This is a genomic window from Candidatus Symbiopectobacterium sp. NZEC151 (genome assembly GCF_025962655.1).
In the GTDB taxonomy this organism is placed as follows: Bacteria; Pseudomonadota; Gammaproteobacteria; order Enterobacterales; family Enterobacteriaceae; genus Symbiopectobacterium.
Genome location: NZ_JAGFPE010000001.1, coordinates 668,074 through 681,993, shown reverse-complemented (window position 1 = coordinate 681,993; position 13,920 = coordinate 668,074). Strand labels below are relative to the sequence as shown.

The window sequence follows — 13,920 nt, the reverse complement described above, 5'->3', positions numbered from 1 at the left end:
TTAACTCTTCATATACAACATAGGGTAATGATAATTGTCCGCTCAGGTTTTGCAATCATCTTCCCGATAAACGCATGACCGGTATAAATAAAACAGCCGACAGCAAGCTGTCGGCTGAAGATGAACACGGCCAGATACTAATCAAACTTGAGCTGCGGTGTCACCTCTCTGACCTGCGCCAGATATTCGCGACGATCCTGACCTGCCAACCCTTCCGAACGCGGCAGTTTGGCCGTCAACGGGTTTACCGCTTGCTGATTGATCCAGAACTCATAGTGCAGATGCGGACCGGTTGAGCGCCCGGTATTGCCGGATAGCGCGATACGATCGCCGCGTTTCACTTTCTGCCCAGGTTTCACCAGCAGGCGATTCAAGTGCATATAGCGCGTGGTATATTGGCGTCCGTGACGGATCTCAACGAAGTTGCCGGTGTCCGGCCCGCGCGATGCCGCAACCACTTCACCATCCCCAACCGACAGCACCGGGGTGCCTACCGGCATGGAGAAATCTACACCGCGATGCGGCGTCACACGTCCGGTGACGGGATTAAGGCGACGCGGATTAAAATTCGAAGAGACGCGGAACTGCTTCATGGTAGGGAAACGCATAAACCCACGGGTTAACCCTGAGCCTTCCCGATCGTAGAACTTACCGTCGGCCGCACGGATAGCAAAGTAATCTTTATCGCCGGTGTTCAGCCGAACACCGATCAATTCGCTCTGCTCACTGCGGCCGTCGAGAATTTCCCGCGATAGCAATACCGAGAAATTATCGTCTTTGCGCAGTTTGCGGAAATCGAGCTGCCATTGCAGCGCCTTGATCACCGCATTGACTTCACTGTCGGTCAGACCCGCCGTTTTGGCGCTCTGCACAAAACTGCCACTCAGGCGACCGTTGATAACGCGGTTGTGCCACTCCCCTTTCTGCATCTCCACGCGTTCTTTAAAACCGTTATCGCCGCGCTCATAGATACGGGTTTCACGACGCGACATCTGCCACGTCAGGCTTTGCAATTCACCGTCATCGTTGACTGTCCAGGAGAGCTGCTGGCCGATCTTGAGATTACGTAAGTCGTCGTGTTTATCGGCCAGCAGCGACACATCAACCATATCAATGCCGTACTGGTTCAAAATGCTGCTTAAGGTATCACCGGTTGAAACCACATACTCATGCACGCTGCTGTCATCGCTACCGGTTGTCCCCAACTCATCCGCCGGGATCGCCACCGGCGGCGTCGGTTGCTCAATGCTTTCGCTATCCATCGGCTCACTGGCCTCAGGCGCGAGCGTCTGCGGTTGCATAACGGTTTGAGTTGGCATGGGTGCAGTGCTAATCGGGGTTTCTTTGACAGTAACGGGCGTATCATCAGCGGGGGGATAGACAACGGGCCGCCAGACGGCGACGGCCAGGGTGATGACACTCAACGACCCCAGCATTATGCGATGGGGTCGCGGCAAGTTGTTATACGCTATAGCGATAGTTCGGACTATCTGCTGCACTTATCGGCATCCTCATGATCTCTTCTCCAGGCAGCGGCTATACTGATCGGACAGTTGTAGCAGAAACTCGGCATAACTGTCCTTACTTAGCGCGATGTTGCTTCCCAATGGATCCAGTACGCCAATGCGTACCTCCGTTCCTTTGGCAACAGCATTGATAACCGCTGGCCTGAATTGTGGCTCAGCAAAGACGCATACCGCCTTCTGCTCAACCAGTTGTGTTCGTATTTGGTGTAAACGCTGTGCACCGGGTTGAATGGCTGGGTTGATAGTGAAATAGCCTAACGGGCTTAACCCAAAACGCTTTTCAAAATAGCCATAGGCATCGTGAAACACGAAGTAGCCCTTCCCCTTCACAGGTGCCAGCATATTAACAACTTTTTCTTCTGTCTGCGCGAGTTGATCTGTAAAATTAAGTAGATTCGCGTCTAATTTGTCTTTCTTTTGTGGCATTAGTTCCAACAATTTTGCATGAATTGCGATCGCTGTCTGTTTTGCCATCTCCGGTGACAGCCAAATGTGCATGTTGTACTCGCCATGGTGGTGCCCTTCATGGGCGTCAGCAGTATCATCTGCGCCATGGTCATGATGCGCATCAGCACTGCCATGAACGTGCCCGTGTTGGTGCTCGGCTTCATCATGATCCGCAGCGTCATGATGGTCATGCTCCGCCGCTTCAGCATGCTCATCGTCGTGGTGCTCACTCTCTTTAATCAGTGCGTTCTGAATGGCAGGCAAGCTCGCCAAGGCAATCTGTTGTGATGCAGCATGAGATGCCAGCGGCTTGGTTAAAAACGCTTCCATTTCCGGCCCAACCCAAATAACCAGCTCTGCCGACTGTAAACGCTGGACATCGCTCGGGCGCAGGGCATAATCGTGAGGCGATGCGCCATCAGGTAACAGTACCTCCGTAGGCGTTACCCCATCGGCAATGGCCGCCGCGATAAACCCGAGAGGACGAACGGAGCTGACGACCGCCGCCTGCGCGCTTTCTACAGTGATACCCGCAAAGAATAGTGCACCCGCGACAAACAGGGCTTTCAATTTTTGCTCATTTGGCGATTTTTTCGGTGTAAAGCTGGATGGCATGCGCGTTTTCTCATTCATTTACCGTTAATTTTGTAATATTATAACGTCACAGACACTCTGCAAACTGAATTTTATGTCTACACTCGTTTCGCTCGATCGCATTTCCGTCGCCTTTGGTGAACGTAACGTGCTTAGCGACATTTCGCTGAACCTGCAATCGGGCCGCATTCTTACCCTGCTTGGGCCCAATGGTGCAGGAAAATCCACGCTGGTACGCGTGGTGCTCGGGCTGCTGGCACCTACGGCTGGCACCCTGCACAAGCAGCCCAATTTACGCATTGGCTACGTACCGCAAAAACTGCATCTGGATGTCACCCTGCCCTTGACCGTGGGTCGTTTTATGCGTTTACGCCCCGGCGTTAAACAGCAGGATATCTTGCCCGCGCTCAAGCGGGTGCAGGCCGCCCACTTGTTAGATCAACCGATGCAAAAGCTCTCCGGTGGCGAAACACAGCGGGTGCTGCTCGCGCGCGCGCTGCTCAATCAGCCTCAATTGTTGGTGTTAGATGAGCCGACGCAAGGGGTGGATGTCAACGGACAGTTGGCGTTGTACGACCTTATCAACCAGTTGCGACAGGAATTTGACTGCGGTGTGTTGATGGTCTCGCACGACTTGCATCTGGTGATGGCCAAGACCGACGAAGTGCTGTGTCTGAATCAGCATGTATGCTGCTCTGGCGCGCCAGAAGTCGTCTCTCTGCATCCTCAATTTCTCGCCATGTTTGGCCCACGCGGCGCAGAACAATTGGCCGTCTATCGCCACCACCATAATCATCGTCACGATTTAAACGGACGCATTATTTTAAAACGACAGGGCGGCAACGACGCATGATTGATATTTTGCTCCCCGGTTGGCTGGCCGGTATTTTTCTCGCCTGCGCGGCGGGTCCGCTCGGTTCGTTCGTGGTCTGGCGACGGATGTCTTACTTCGGTGATACGCTGGCCCATGCCTCCCTGCTGGGCGTTGCCATCGGTTTTCTGCTGGATATCAACGTCTATTACGCGGTTATTCTGGTAACCCTGCTGCTGGCACTGGGATTGGTGTGGCTGGAGCGTCGCCCCTATCTCGCCATCGACACGCTGCTTGGCATCATGGCGCACAGCGCGCTGTCGTTAGGGTTGGTGGTCGTTAGCCTGATGAACAACATTCGCGTTGATTTGATGGCCTACCTGTTTGGTGATTTGCTGTCGGTAACCACGCAGGATTTGTGGCTGATTGGGCCTGGAGTACTGGTAGTGATCGCCATCATGTGCTGGCAGTGGCGTTCGTTGCTTTCCATGACCATCAGCCAGGAATTGGCGCACGTGGACGGTGTCAATCTACAGCGCACCCGTTTGATTCTGATGCTGGTAACCGCGTTGACCATCGGGCTTGCCATGAAATTTGTCGGTGCGCTGATCATCACCTCATTACTGATCATTCCTGCCGCTACCGCGCGCCGTTTTGCACGCACGCCGGAACAGATGGCGGGTTTAGCGGTGGTGCTGGGGATGCTGGCCGTGACCGGCGGTCTGATCTTTTCCGCCTTGTACAACACCCCAGCGGGCCCTTCCGTGGTGCTGAGCGCCTCGTTCCTGTTTATGCTGAGCCTGATTCGCAAGCAACCCGCCTGAGGGCGGGTCAGCTTCTGTCAATACCGAAGTGACGATATGCATGCGCGGTGGCAATACGCCCGCGCGGCGTGCGCTGAATAAACCCCTGCTGAATCAGGTAAGGCTCCAGCACATCTTCAATGGTTTCCCGCTCCTCACCGATAGCCGCCGCCAGATTATCCAGCCCGACCGGTCCGCCGGTAAATTTATCGATGATAGCCAGCAGCAATTTGCGATCCATATAATCGAAGCCTTCCGTGTCTACCGCCAGCATATCCAGCGCCAGCTTTGCCGTTTCGACATCGATGGCACCACTCGATTTTACTTCTGAGTAATCACGGACCCGGCGCAGCAAGCGATTGGCAATACGCGGCGTGCCGCGAGAGCGTCGAGCGACTTCTAACGCGCCTTCATCGGTAAGATCCAGCCCCAGGCAAGCCGCGCTGCGGCTGACAATGTGCTGTAAGTCTTCCACCTTGTAGAATTCGAGCCGTTGCACAATGCCAAAACGATCGCGCAGTGGCGATGTCAGGGAGCCAGCGCGGGTCGTCGCGCCAATCAGGGTAAACGGAGGAAGGTCGAGTTTGATTGAACGCGCGGCGGGCCCCTCACCGATCATGATATCCAGTTGGTAATCTTCCATCGCAGGATAGAGCACCTCTTCCACCACGGGCGATAAACGGTGGATTTCATCGATAAACAACACATCATGCGGTTCAAGGTTGGTCAGCAGTGCCGCCAGGTCGCCGGCCTTCTCCAACACCGGCCCTGACGTGGTGCGCAGGTTCACGTTCATCTCATTGGCGACAATATTGGCGAGCGTGGTTTTCCCTAAACCGGGTGGACCAAAAATCAGCAGGTGATCCAGTGCATCACCCCGTTTACGTGCCGCCTCAATAAAGATTTCCATCTGTTCGCGCACCACGGGTTGCCCTACGTATTCCGCCAGCATGCGTGGGCGGATCGCACGATCAATGATCTCTTCTTCAGGTATTTCTTGCGAGGAGATCAGGCGGTCGGCTTCAATCATGGCAATTTCCTTACAGTGCGGCGCGCAGCGCTTCGCGGATCAGCATCTCACAGTCCGCACCGGGTCGGGCAATTTTCGATACCATCCGACTGGCTTCCTGCGGTTTGTAGCCCAAGGCCACCAGCGCTGAGGCCGCTTCACTTTCCGGATCGTCTTCCGGTGCCGCGGTGGATGCTGAGCTGCTGAGCGGGACATCGAGGGCCGCTGGATTAAACAGATCTCCGCTCATCCCTTTGAAGCGGTCCTTCATTTCTACCACTAACCGCTCTGCCGTTTTCTTACCGACGCCCGGCAGTTTGATCAACGTAGCGATCTCTTCTCGCTCAACGGCGCTCACGAACTGCTGGGCGGACATCCCTGAGAGGATAGCCAGCGCCAGTTTTGGCCCAACGCCGTTGGTTTTAATCAACTCACGAAATAGCGCGCGCTCTTGCTTATTGTTAAAACCAAACAATAACTGTGCATCTTCCCGCACCACAAACTGGGTGAAAATGACCGCTTCCTGGTTCAAATCGGGCAGTTCATAAAAGCAGGTCATCGGCATATGGACTTCATAGCCAACCCCGTTGACTTCGATCAGCACCTGCGGCGGTTGTTTTTCCAGAATGATGCCTCTGAGACGACCAATCACGTTGACCTTCCTTTTCGTTACGTTAAAACCTTTTTGCTAGCTTATAGCATAAAAAAGGCTGGATGAATATCCAGCCTGATGTTCAACGCAGTCGCCCGCGCACTAAATTCAACCTGTCGGGGCCGATGCGTGCCACATTCTGACTCAAATGACAGTGCGTAATGGCAATGGCGAGCGCATCGGCGGCATCTGCCTGCGGATTCGCTGACAGCTTCAGCAAGGTACGCACCATATGCTGCACCTGACTTTTTTCTGCCGCGCCGGTGCCAACAACCGTCTGTTTTACTTGTCGGGCAGCGTACTCGAAAATGGGTAACCCTTGATTGACACCCGCCACAATCGCCACGCCGCGCGCCTGCCCCAGCTTCAGGGCTGAATCCGCATTTTTGGCCATAAAAACTTGCTCTATCGCCAGACAATCAGGCTGAAACTGGGTGATTATCTCGCTCACCCCGGCATAAATCAGCTTCAATCGCGTCGGGAGATCGTCCACCCCGGTGCGAATACAGCCGCTACCGACATAGCTGAGCTGACGCCCTTGCTGGCGGATAATGCCATATCCGGTAATGCGTGAACCGGGGTCGATGCCAAGAATTAGCGCCATCGCGCATCGCCCCCTGTAGACGCGTTAACCGTAAGCTGCGAAAACACCATTACAGTGTTGCCGCTACCTCGTCGGAAATTTCACCGTTGTGATAAACTTCCTGCACATCATCACAGTCTTCCAACATGTCGATCAGACGCATCAGTTTCGGTGCGGTGTCTACATCCATGTCGGCATTGGTCGACGGGATCATGGAAACTTCTGCGGATTCGGCTTTCAGACCGGCAGCATCCAGCGCATCTTTCACCTGACCGAAGGTTTCCCACGGGGTAAAGACGTCAATAGCGCCGTCGTCGTAGGTCACGACGTCATCAGCACCGGCTTCCAACGCAGAATCCATCACCTGATCTTCATCCAGGCCCGGCGCGTAAGAGATAACGCCCTTTTTGGTGAACAGATAGGAAACGGAACCATCGGTACCCAGGTTACCCCCGCATTTGGTGAAGGCATGGCGCACTTCGGATACGGTACGGTTGCGGTTGTCACTCAGACATTCCACCATCACCGCCGTGCCGCCAGGGCCGTAACCTTCATAAATGATGGTTTCCATGTTGTTATCTTCATCGCCACCGACACCGCGTGCAATGGCGCGGTTCAGGGTATCGCGCGTCATGTTGTTGGAGAGCGCTTTATCGATGGCCGCACGCAGACGCGGGTTGGAGCCCGGATCGCCGCCGCCCAAACGAGCCGCCGTCACCAGTTCGCGGATAATTTTGGTAAAGATTTTGCCGCGTTTTGCATCCTGCGCCGCTTTACGGTGCTTTGTGTTGGCCCACTTACTATGACCTGCCATAAAAATCTCCGAAAAAAGCCTCTTCAGGCCGGATAAATAACAAATTCTTCAATCGCCTGCCGGTTGCTCCACGATTTGGTCAGTTGCGCCGCCTCGGACGCCGCTAACCAACGGTAGGCAAGATGCTCGGTGAGAATCACCTCGCGTTCACTCGGCAACGCGAGACAGAACCAGTGTTCCATATTGTGCGTGATGCCGGGGGCATAGCGACGTCTCAAATGAGCAAAAAGCTCAAACTCGACACAGCGCTGACAGTCAAACAGTGATAACCCCTCAGCGGCGATATCGATGTTAACTTCTTCTTTCACTTCGCGCTGCGCGGTAAGCGCCGCGGTTTCGCCTTCCTCAAGGCTGCCGGTAACCGACTGCCAAAAATCGGGATCGTCGCGACGCTGAAGCATCAGCACCCGCCCGGTATCCTGAGCATAAATAACGATCAGGGCCGAAACGGGACGCTTATAAGCCATCGGCGGTTACTCCGCATCCTGCACAGGTTTCGCTTTCGCCACCACGGCAATTGACAGCTCGGCTAACGATGCCGGATTGGCGTAGCTCGGCGCTTCCGTCATCAGGCAGGCCGCTGCGGTGGTTTTCGGGAAGGCGATAACGTCACGAATGTTCTCGGTGCCGGTCAACAGCATCACCAGACGGTCCAGACCAAACGCCAGACCGGCATGCGGCGGTGTACCGTACTTCAGCGCGTCCAGCAGGAAGCCGAATTTTTCACGCTGTTCCTGTTCATTGATGCCCAGAATGCGGAACACTGTCTGTTGCATTGTACTGCTATGAATACGCACGGAACCGCCACCCACTTCATAGCCGTTCAGCACCATATCGTAGGCGTTAGCGATGGCTGAAACCGGGTTGCTTTCCAGTGCTTCAGGCGTCATATCACGCGGTGAAGTAAACGGGTGGTGCATGGCAGCCAAACCGCCTTCGCCGTCGTCTTCAAACATCGGGAAGTCGATGACCCACAGCGGTCTCCAGCTTGCCAGATTGGTCAGGCCGAGATCGCGTCCCAGTTTAAGACGCAGCGCACCCAACGCGTCTGTCACCACTTTCGCGCTGTCCGCACCGAAGAACAGAATGTCGCCGTCCTCGGCCGCCGTGCGTTCCAACAGGGCTGTCAGCAGCGTTTCATTCAGGAATTTAGCCACCGGACTGGAAATTCCTTCGAGCCCTTTCGCCTTCTCGTTAACTTTAATATAGGCAAGGCCCTTAGCCCCGTAGATCTCAATAAATTTGCCGTATTCATCAATCTGTTTGCGGCTTAATTGCGCACCGCCCGGTACGCGAATCACCGCCACACGGCCTTTGGCATCGTTAGCCGGGCCGGAGAACACTTTAAAGTCGATCGTTTTAAGCAGATCGGCGACATCCACCAGTTCCAGCGGGTTACGCAGGTCAGGTTTGTCGGAGCCAAAACGGCGCATGGCTTCAGCAAACGTCATGATCGGGAAATCACCCAGATCGACGCTCAAAATCTCCTGCCACAGTTCACGCACCAGTTTCTCCATCACTTCACGCACCTGCGGTGCCGTCATGAAGGAGGTTTCGACGTCAATCTGGGTAAATTCTGGCTGGCGATCCGCACGCAAGTCTTCATCACGGAAGCATTTAACAATCTGGTAGTAGCGATCGAAACCGGACATCATCAGCAATTGCTTGAACAACTGCGGCGATTGCGGCAGCGCGTAGAATTTGCCTTTGTGCACCCGGCTTGGCACCAGGTAATCGCGCGCCCCTTCCGGCGTCGCCTTGGTCAGCATCGGCGTTTCAATATCCAGAAAATCGTGGCCGTCCATAAAGCGACGCACAAAGCTGGTAATACGCGCACGGGTTTTTAACCGCGTCGCCATTTCCGGGCGGCGCAAGTCGAGATAGCGGTATTTCAAACGCGCTTCTTCGGTGTTGGTTTGGTTAGCATCCAGCGGCAACGGCTCTGAGCGGTTGATAATGGTCAGCGCGGTCGCAAACACTTCCACTTCGCCGGTAGACATATCCTTATTCACCTGACTTTCAGGGCGTGCACGCACCACGCCGGTCAGTTGAATGCAGAATTCGTTACGCAGTTCTGACGCCAGAGTGAAAGCATCCTGCCGATCGGGGTCGAAAAACACCTGGACCACGCCGTCGCGGTCACGCATATCGATAAATATCAAACCACCCAGATCGCGGCGACGGTTAACCCAACCGCACAATGTCACTTCCTGGCCCACATGGGACGCGTTTAGTTGTCCACAATATTCAGTACGCATTACGATGTCCTTTTGAGCAATCACGCTAGAAACAATCTCAACGAGATATAATCACACCTACAACCACCACGCCAGAGAGCACCGGCCAAACCGCATCGTCGCAGTGAGTGCAACACGCAGGTTCCATAAAACCTATCGGTTCCACAACACTCACGGATGTCACAAACACAGCAACGTTTCCCCACGCATCAGGTCACAACGGTGTTTTTTTACACGGTATGGTAGTTCTGGATTGCTGTTCAGTAAAAAAAGGTGGCTATTATAAAGGATATTCCCCGGAACGATAAGAGTGAAGCGGTTTCCGGGCAGTGATATGTCGCAAGAATCGTGAGAATTCCCTCTCGGTTAAAAAAATGTTTTACTGTCTCTCACTCTGTTAATGGGTTGCAACGGAATGTTTATTGGCTTACCACAATGGCAACATCCCGCCTGGCACAAGTTCGGACTGCGCACGCTGGAGGACTACGCGCGGTATTTCAACTGTGTGGAAGGCAACACCACGTTTTATGCGCTACCCAGCGCCGACAGCGTATTACGCTGGCGCGACATGACCTCTGACAGTTTCCGCTTCTGCTTCAAATTTCCGGCCACCATCAGCCATCAGGCGGGGCTGCGCCACTGTGAAGAGGAAACGCGCCAGTTCTTCCATTGCCTGCAACCGCTCGCCTCGCGCGTTGGGCAATTCTGGTTGCAGCTTCCTGCGGCCTTTTCCCCCGAGCAACTCCCCGATTTATGGCGTTTTCTCGATACGTTACCGCAGGAGTTCAGCTATGGCGTGGAAGTTCGCCACCTTGCGTTTTTTGCCAAAGGCGAGGATGAACGGCAACTGAACCAAGGACTTCAACAACGGGGCATCGACAGGATCATGCTCGACAGCCGCCCGGTGCACCACGCGTTGCCTGATACGCCCGCCCTGCTCGAAGCCCAACGGAAAAAACCGCGTTTACCGGTTCATGCGGTGCTGACCGCACAGCAACCCGCCATCCGTTTCATCGGCAATGAAGATATTGCCGACAATTTGCGCTGGTTTGACCCCTGGGTTGATAAACTGACGCTCTGGCAGGAACATTCTCCGTATCTGTTTATCCATACGCCTGACATTGGCAATGTGCTACCGCTGGCGCAGGCGATGTGGCCGCTGTTAGAGCCGGTTATCGCTGCCTGCCCGCCGCGCCCTGACTGGCCGCAGCAGGACGCCTTATTTTAAACAAAGATAAAACAGCAATATATTAAAAGGCTTTTTTTAGCATTTTTTATTATAACTTCAGGTTTTGAACTGCTTTTTTTTTAAAAGCAGACATTACAGGCGACAGTCTGACAGCAGACAGCTATCATTCTGCCAGCCGAAGTCGGTTAATATTTTCTGTCAGGCAAGGTTTGCCCGACAATGGAGTGGAACATGGTAAGCGCGCTCTACGTGGTGCTTGGCGCATTGTTGCTGGTAAAACTGTCTCTCGATGTGGTTAAACTGCGGATGCAATATCGCGTAGCCTACGGAGACGGCGGTTTTTATGAATTACAGACCGCCATTCGGGTGCACGGCAATGCCGTAGAATACCTCCCCATCGGTGCGATTCTTCTGGTGCTGATGGAAATGAACGGTGCATTGATCGTCATGATCCACCTGTGCGGTATGTTGCTGATTATTGGCCGGCTGTTTCACTACGTCGGGTTACGCCAACGTGAATTCCGCTGGCGTCGCACCGGAATGGCCGCTACCTATGCCTCACTGGTATTGATGTCACTGTTCAATCTTTACTACCTTCCCTGGGAATTGGTGCTCACGCTGTATTAACGGCGCCTGTGACTCTGGCGCGCTGCACGTGCGATGGCGCGCCGCAAGGACACAGACTTTCCTCTCGATATTTGCTAGACTGTGCCACCTTTTTTATTAACCGCACCATTACCCCGTGTCCATCATGCCAAATCGCGATACGCTTTTTTCTGTTCCCATAGCCCACCTCGGTGACTGGACCTTTGACGAACGCGTCGCTGAAGTCTTTCCCGATATGGTTCAGCGCTCCGTCCCCGGTTATTCCAATATTATTTCCATGATCGGCATGTTGGCCGAGCGTTTCGCCAAACCCGATACCCAGATTTACGATCTGGGCTGCTCGCTCGGTGCCGCTACGCTGTCGATGCGGCGTAATATTCAGGCAGCGGACTGCCACATTATCGCCGTTGACAACTCACCCGCGATGATAGAACGCTGTCGCCGCCATATTGACGCTTTTCGCGCTGCCACCCCCGTTAAGGTGATCGAGGCTGATATCCGCGATATCGTCATTGAGAATGCCTCTTTGGTGGTGCTCAACTTCACCTTGCAATTCCTGGCACCGGAAGAACGGCAGACGCTGTTAACGCGGATCTATCAAGGCTTGAACCCCGGTGGGGCGCTGGTGTTATCGGAAAAATTCAGCTTTGAAGATAGCAAGGTGGGCGAGCTGTTATTCAACATGCACCACGATTTTAAACGGGCAAATGGCTACAGCGAATTAGAGATCAGCCAAAAGCGCAATATGCTGGAAAATGTGATGCTGACCGATTCGGTGGAAACCCATAAATCTCGTCTGGCACAGGCCGGATTTCAACACAGCGAAGTGTGGTTCCAGTGCTTTAATTTTGGTTCGTTACTGGCGCTAAAAGCTGAGGATAATGCGTGATCGATTTTGGCAATTTTTATCAGCTTATCGCGAAAGGTCCATTAAGCCATTGGTTAAACACGCTGCCTGCACAGTTGAGTGCATGGCAACGGGAATCACTGCACGGCAAATTTAAACAGTGGTTCAATGCCGTTGAAGCCTTGCCCGAATTAACCCCCTCGCAGTTAGATGTGCAACACAGCGTCACCGCCGCTTTACAGCCGGGCCTCAGCGAGGGTCAACGTGAAGGGCTGGAAGTGCGCCTGCGTCAACTGATGCCGTGGCGTAAAGGCCCCTATTCGCTTTATGGTGTCAATATCGACACCGAATGGCGCTCTGACTGGAAATGGGAACGTCTGACGCCCCATATCAGCCCTTTGCAGGGCCGTCTGGTGCTGGATGTCGGCTGCGGCAGCGGTTATCACCTGTGGCGCATGGTCGGTGCCGGTGCGCATCTGGCCGTGGGCATCGACCCGATGCAGCTTTTCGTCTGCCAATTTGAAGCGGTACGCAAACTACTGGGTAACGACCAACGGGCGCATGTATTACCGCTGGGCATCGAACAGTTGCCCGAACTCGCCGCCTTCGATACGGTATTTTCCATGGGCGTGCTTTATCACCGCCGCTCACCGCTCGATCATCTGTGGCAGTTGAAAAATCAGTTGGTTTCCGGCGGAGAGCTGGTGTTGGAAACGCTGGTTATCGAGGGTGATGAAAATGCCGTGCTGGTACCCGGCGAGCGTTACGCGCAGATGCGCAATGTCTACTTTATTCCCTCTGCTCTGGCGCTGGTGCGCTGGTTGGAAAAGTGCGGTTTTGTCGACGTGCGTATCGTCGATCATTGCGTCACCACCCTTGAAGAGCAGCGCAGAACCTCATGGATGACCACGGAATCACTGGCCGATTTTCTCGATCCCAACGATCACCGTAAAACCTGTGAAGGTTACCCCGCGCCGCTGCGTGCGGTGATAGTGGCACGTAATCCTTAGTGTCTCGCCCCGGTGCCATGCCGGGGTTTTACTTGCTATTTATCGTTGCATCCGTTCCTGATCTAGCCTACATGCTTTGATATTTCTGACTACGCGTTATATTTACTTCCGCAAGATTTCGTAATGCATAATCGCGCTACATTAAATAAGGCCATAACCTGATATAAAAATAATTTTTTTCCTCATATCATCACTCCTCATATTAACAGGGAGTCATCAATATGATACCGTCCATGTCAAGTGCAACGCTTTCAACTCACTCAATTTCGACATCCCAGAGTTCGTCACACGGAAACACTGCGACAGTGTCAACATCGGGGCTGGTAACAAACAAGTTATCTTCGGTAGCGCCCGATCACGCCTGTATTGAAAAACAAGATCATCTTAATCAATCAAAAGATGATCTTGATAAATTGACTCAGTCCGGTGAGTGTGAAAAGCCCAGTTTTGGCGAGCGAGTAGGTCGAGAAATTGATCGATTTGTGCCAAAAGTTAAAAGAGAAACTGAACGTGTTGAGCAACAAGTTGAACGAGGAACTGAACGTTTTAAGCAACAAGCTAAAAATGAGTTCAAACGCTGGTTTAAATAATAACAATAGCGGAACGGTTACACCGATTTTCGTTTTTTTGATACCACTGCGCGTACGGTAATTAAACGCTGGTCAGAGGAAACCCGTTATAACATTTCAACGGTAATCACTAGTACGCGTATTGCAGCCCTCCCGCTGGCGGGATATAGTGATGGTTCGGCGTGATCTGCGCCGCCATCCGCGGAAAGGGCTGCGCCCAAGA

At 53.6% G+C, this 13,920-nt stretch carries 15 protein-coding genes; 7 read left to right on the top strand and 8 right to left on the bottom strand.

Annotation, left to right across the window (positions count from 1 at the left end; translation table 11 throughout):
- Nucleotides 1–137: 137 nt before the first annotated feature.
- Together mepM and znuA are read right to left on the bottom strand one after the other, a co-directional pair.
- Nucleotides 138–1,499: a murein DD-endopeptidase MepM gene (gene mepM / locus J5067_RS03140; protein ID WP_264650411.1), complete on the bottom strand. Its 1,362-nt coding sequence runs from the start codon at nucleotides 1,497–1,499 to the stop codon at nucleotides 138–140.
- Between the two features lie 12 nt (nucleotides 1,500–1,511).
- On the bottom strand, nucleotides 1,512–2,588 hold the full coding sequence (znuA, locus tag J5067_RS03135) for a zinc ABC transporter substrate-binding protein ZnuA (protein ID WP_264650410.1): 1,077 nt from the start codon (nucleotides 2,586–2,588) through the stop codon (nucleotides 1,512–1,514).
- Nucleotides 2,589–2,661: 73 nt separating this feature from the next.
- On the opposite strand from znuA, the gene znuC reads away from it, so the two are divergent.
- Nucleotides 2,662–3,420, top strand: a complete 759-nt coding sequence (gene znuC / locus J5067_RS03130) for a zinc ABC transporter ATP-binding protein ZnuC (RefSeq protein ID WP_264642317.1) — start codon at nucleotides 2,662–2,664, stop codon at nucleotides 3,418–3,420.
- The gene (znuB, locus tag J5067_RS03125; protein ID WP_264642316.1) at nucleotides 3,417–4,202 is read left to right on the top strand and encodes a zinc ABC transporter permease subunit ZnuB; all 786 of its coding nucleotides are present in this window, start codon (nucleotides 3,417–3,419) and stop codon (nucleotides 4,200–4,202) included. The genes znuC and znuB overlap by 4 nt, the downstream gene beginning before the upstream one ends.
- A 7-nt stretch (nucleotides 4,203–4,209) precedes the next feature.
- Here znuB and ruvB read toward each other — a convergent pair whose 3' ends face one another.
- The 6 genes from ruvB to aspS all read right to left on the bottom strand — a co-directional run bounded on the left by ruvB (nucleotide 4,210) and on the right by aspS (nucleotide 9,497).
- The gene (gene ruvB / locus J5067_RS03120; RefSeq protein ID WP_264650409.1) at nucleotides 4,210–5,211 is read right to left on the bottom strand and encodes a Holliday junction branch migration DNA helicase RuvB; all 1,002 of its coding nucleotides are present in this window, start codon (nucleotides 5,209–5,211) and stop codon (nucleotides 4,210–4,212) included.
- A 10-nt stretch (nucleotides 5,212–5,221) separates the two neighbouring features.
- Complete coding sequence (gene ruvA, locus J5067_RS03115; protein WP_264650408.1) at nucleotides 5,222–5,842, bottom strand: Holliday junction branch migration protein RuvA; 621 nt, start codon at nucleotides 5,840–5,842, stop codon at nucleotides 5,222–5,224.
- A gap of 82 nt (nucleotides 5,843–5,924) precedes the next feature.
- Complete coding sequence (ruvC, locus tag J5067_RS03110) at nucleotides 5,925–6,446, bottom strand: crossover junction endodeoxyribonuclease RuvC (protein ID WP_264650407.1); 522 nt, start codon at nucleotides 6,444–6,446, stop codon at nucleotides 5,925–5,927.
- Nucleotides 6,447–6,495: 49 nt separating this feature from the next.
- The gene (locus tag J5067_RS03105) at nucleotides 6,496–7,239 is read right to left on the bottom strand and encodes a YebC/PmpR family DNA-binding transcriptional regulator (protein WP_264642312.1); all 744 of its coding nucleotides are present in this window, start codon (nucleotides 7,237–7,239) and stop codon (nucleotides 6,496–6,498) included.
- Nucleotides 7,240–7,262: 23 nt separating this feature from the next.
- Nucleotides 7,263–7,706, bottom strand: a complete 444-nt coding sequence (gene nudB, locus J5067_RS03100) for a dihydroneopterin triphosphate diphosphatase (protein WP_264642311.1) — start codon at nucleotides 7,704–7,706, stop codon at nucleotides 7,263–7,265.
- Nucleotides 7,707–7,712: 6 nt separating this feature from the next.
- Entirely contained in the window at nucleotides 7,713–9,497 is a 1,785-nt protein-coding gene (aspS, locus tag J5067_RS03095; protein ID WP_264642310.1) for an aspartate--tRNA ligase, read from the bottom strand.
- Between the two features lie 394 nt (nucleotides 9,498–9,891).
- On the opposite strand from aspS, the gene J5067_RS03090 reads away from it, so the two are divergent.
- From J5067_RS03090 to J5067_RS03070, 5 genes are all read left to right on the top strand, one after another.
- The gene (locus J5067_RS03090) at nucleotides 9,892–10,704 is read left to right on the top strand and encodes a DUF72 domain-containing protein (protein ID WP_264650406.1); all 813 of its coding nucleotides are present in this window, start codon (nucleotides 9,892–9,894) and stop codon (nucleotides 10,702–10,704) included.
- Between the two features lie 192 nt (nucleotides 10,705–10,896).
- The gene (locus tag J5067_RS03085; RefSeq protein WP_264642308.1) at nucleotides 10,897–11,292 is read left to right on the top strand and encodes an MAPEG family protein; all 396 of its coding nucleotides are present in this window, start codon (nucleotides 10,897–10,899) and stop codon (nucleotides 11,290–11,292) included.
- Nucleotides 11,293–11,416: 124 nt separating this feature from the next.
- Nucleotides 11,417–12,160 carry a carboxy-S-adenosyl-L-methionine synthase CmoA gene (gene cmoA, locus J5067_RS03080; protein ID WP_264650405.1) on the top strand — a complete coding sequence of 248 codons (744 nt, stop codon included), beginning with the start codon at nucleotides 11,417–11,419 and terminating at the stop codon, nucleotides 12,158–12,160.
- Nucleotides 12,157–13,128, top strand: coding sequence for a tRNA 5-methoxyuridine(34)/uridine 5-oxyacetic acid(34) synthase CmoB (gene cmoB / locus J5067_RS03075; protein ID WP_264650404.1), 972 nt, complete (start codon nucleotides 12,157–12,159; stop codon nucleotides 13,126–13,128). The genes cmoA and cmoB overlap by 4 nt, the downstream gene beginning before the upstream one ends.
- Before the next feature lie 305 nt (nucleotides 13,129–13,433).
- On the top strand, nucleotides 13,434–13,718 hold the full coding sequence (locus tag J5067_RS03070) for a hypothetical protein (RefSeq protein ID WP_264650403.1): 285 nt from the start codon (nucleotides 13,434–13,436) through the stop codon (nucleotides 13,716–13,718).
- Nucleotides 13,719–13,920: the final 202 nt, after the last annotated feature.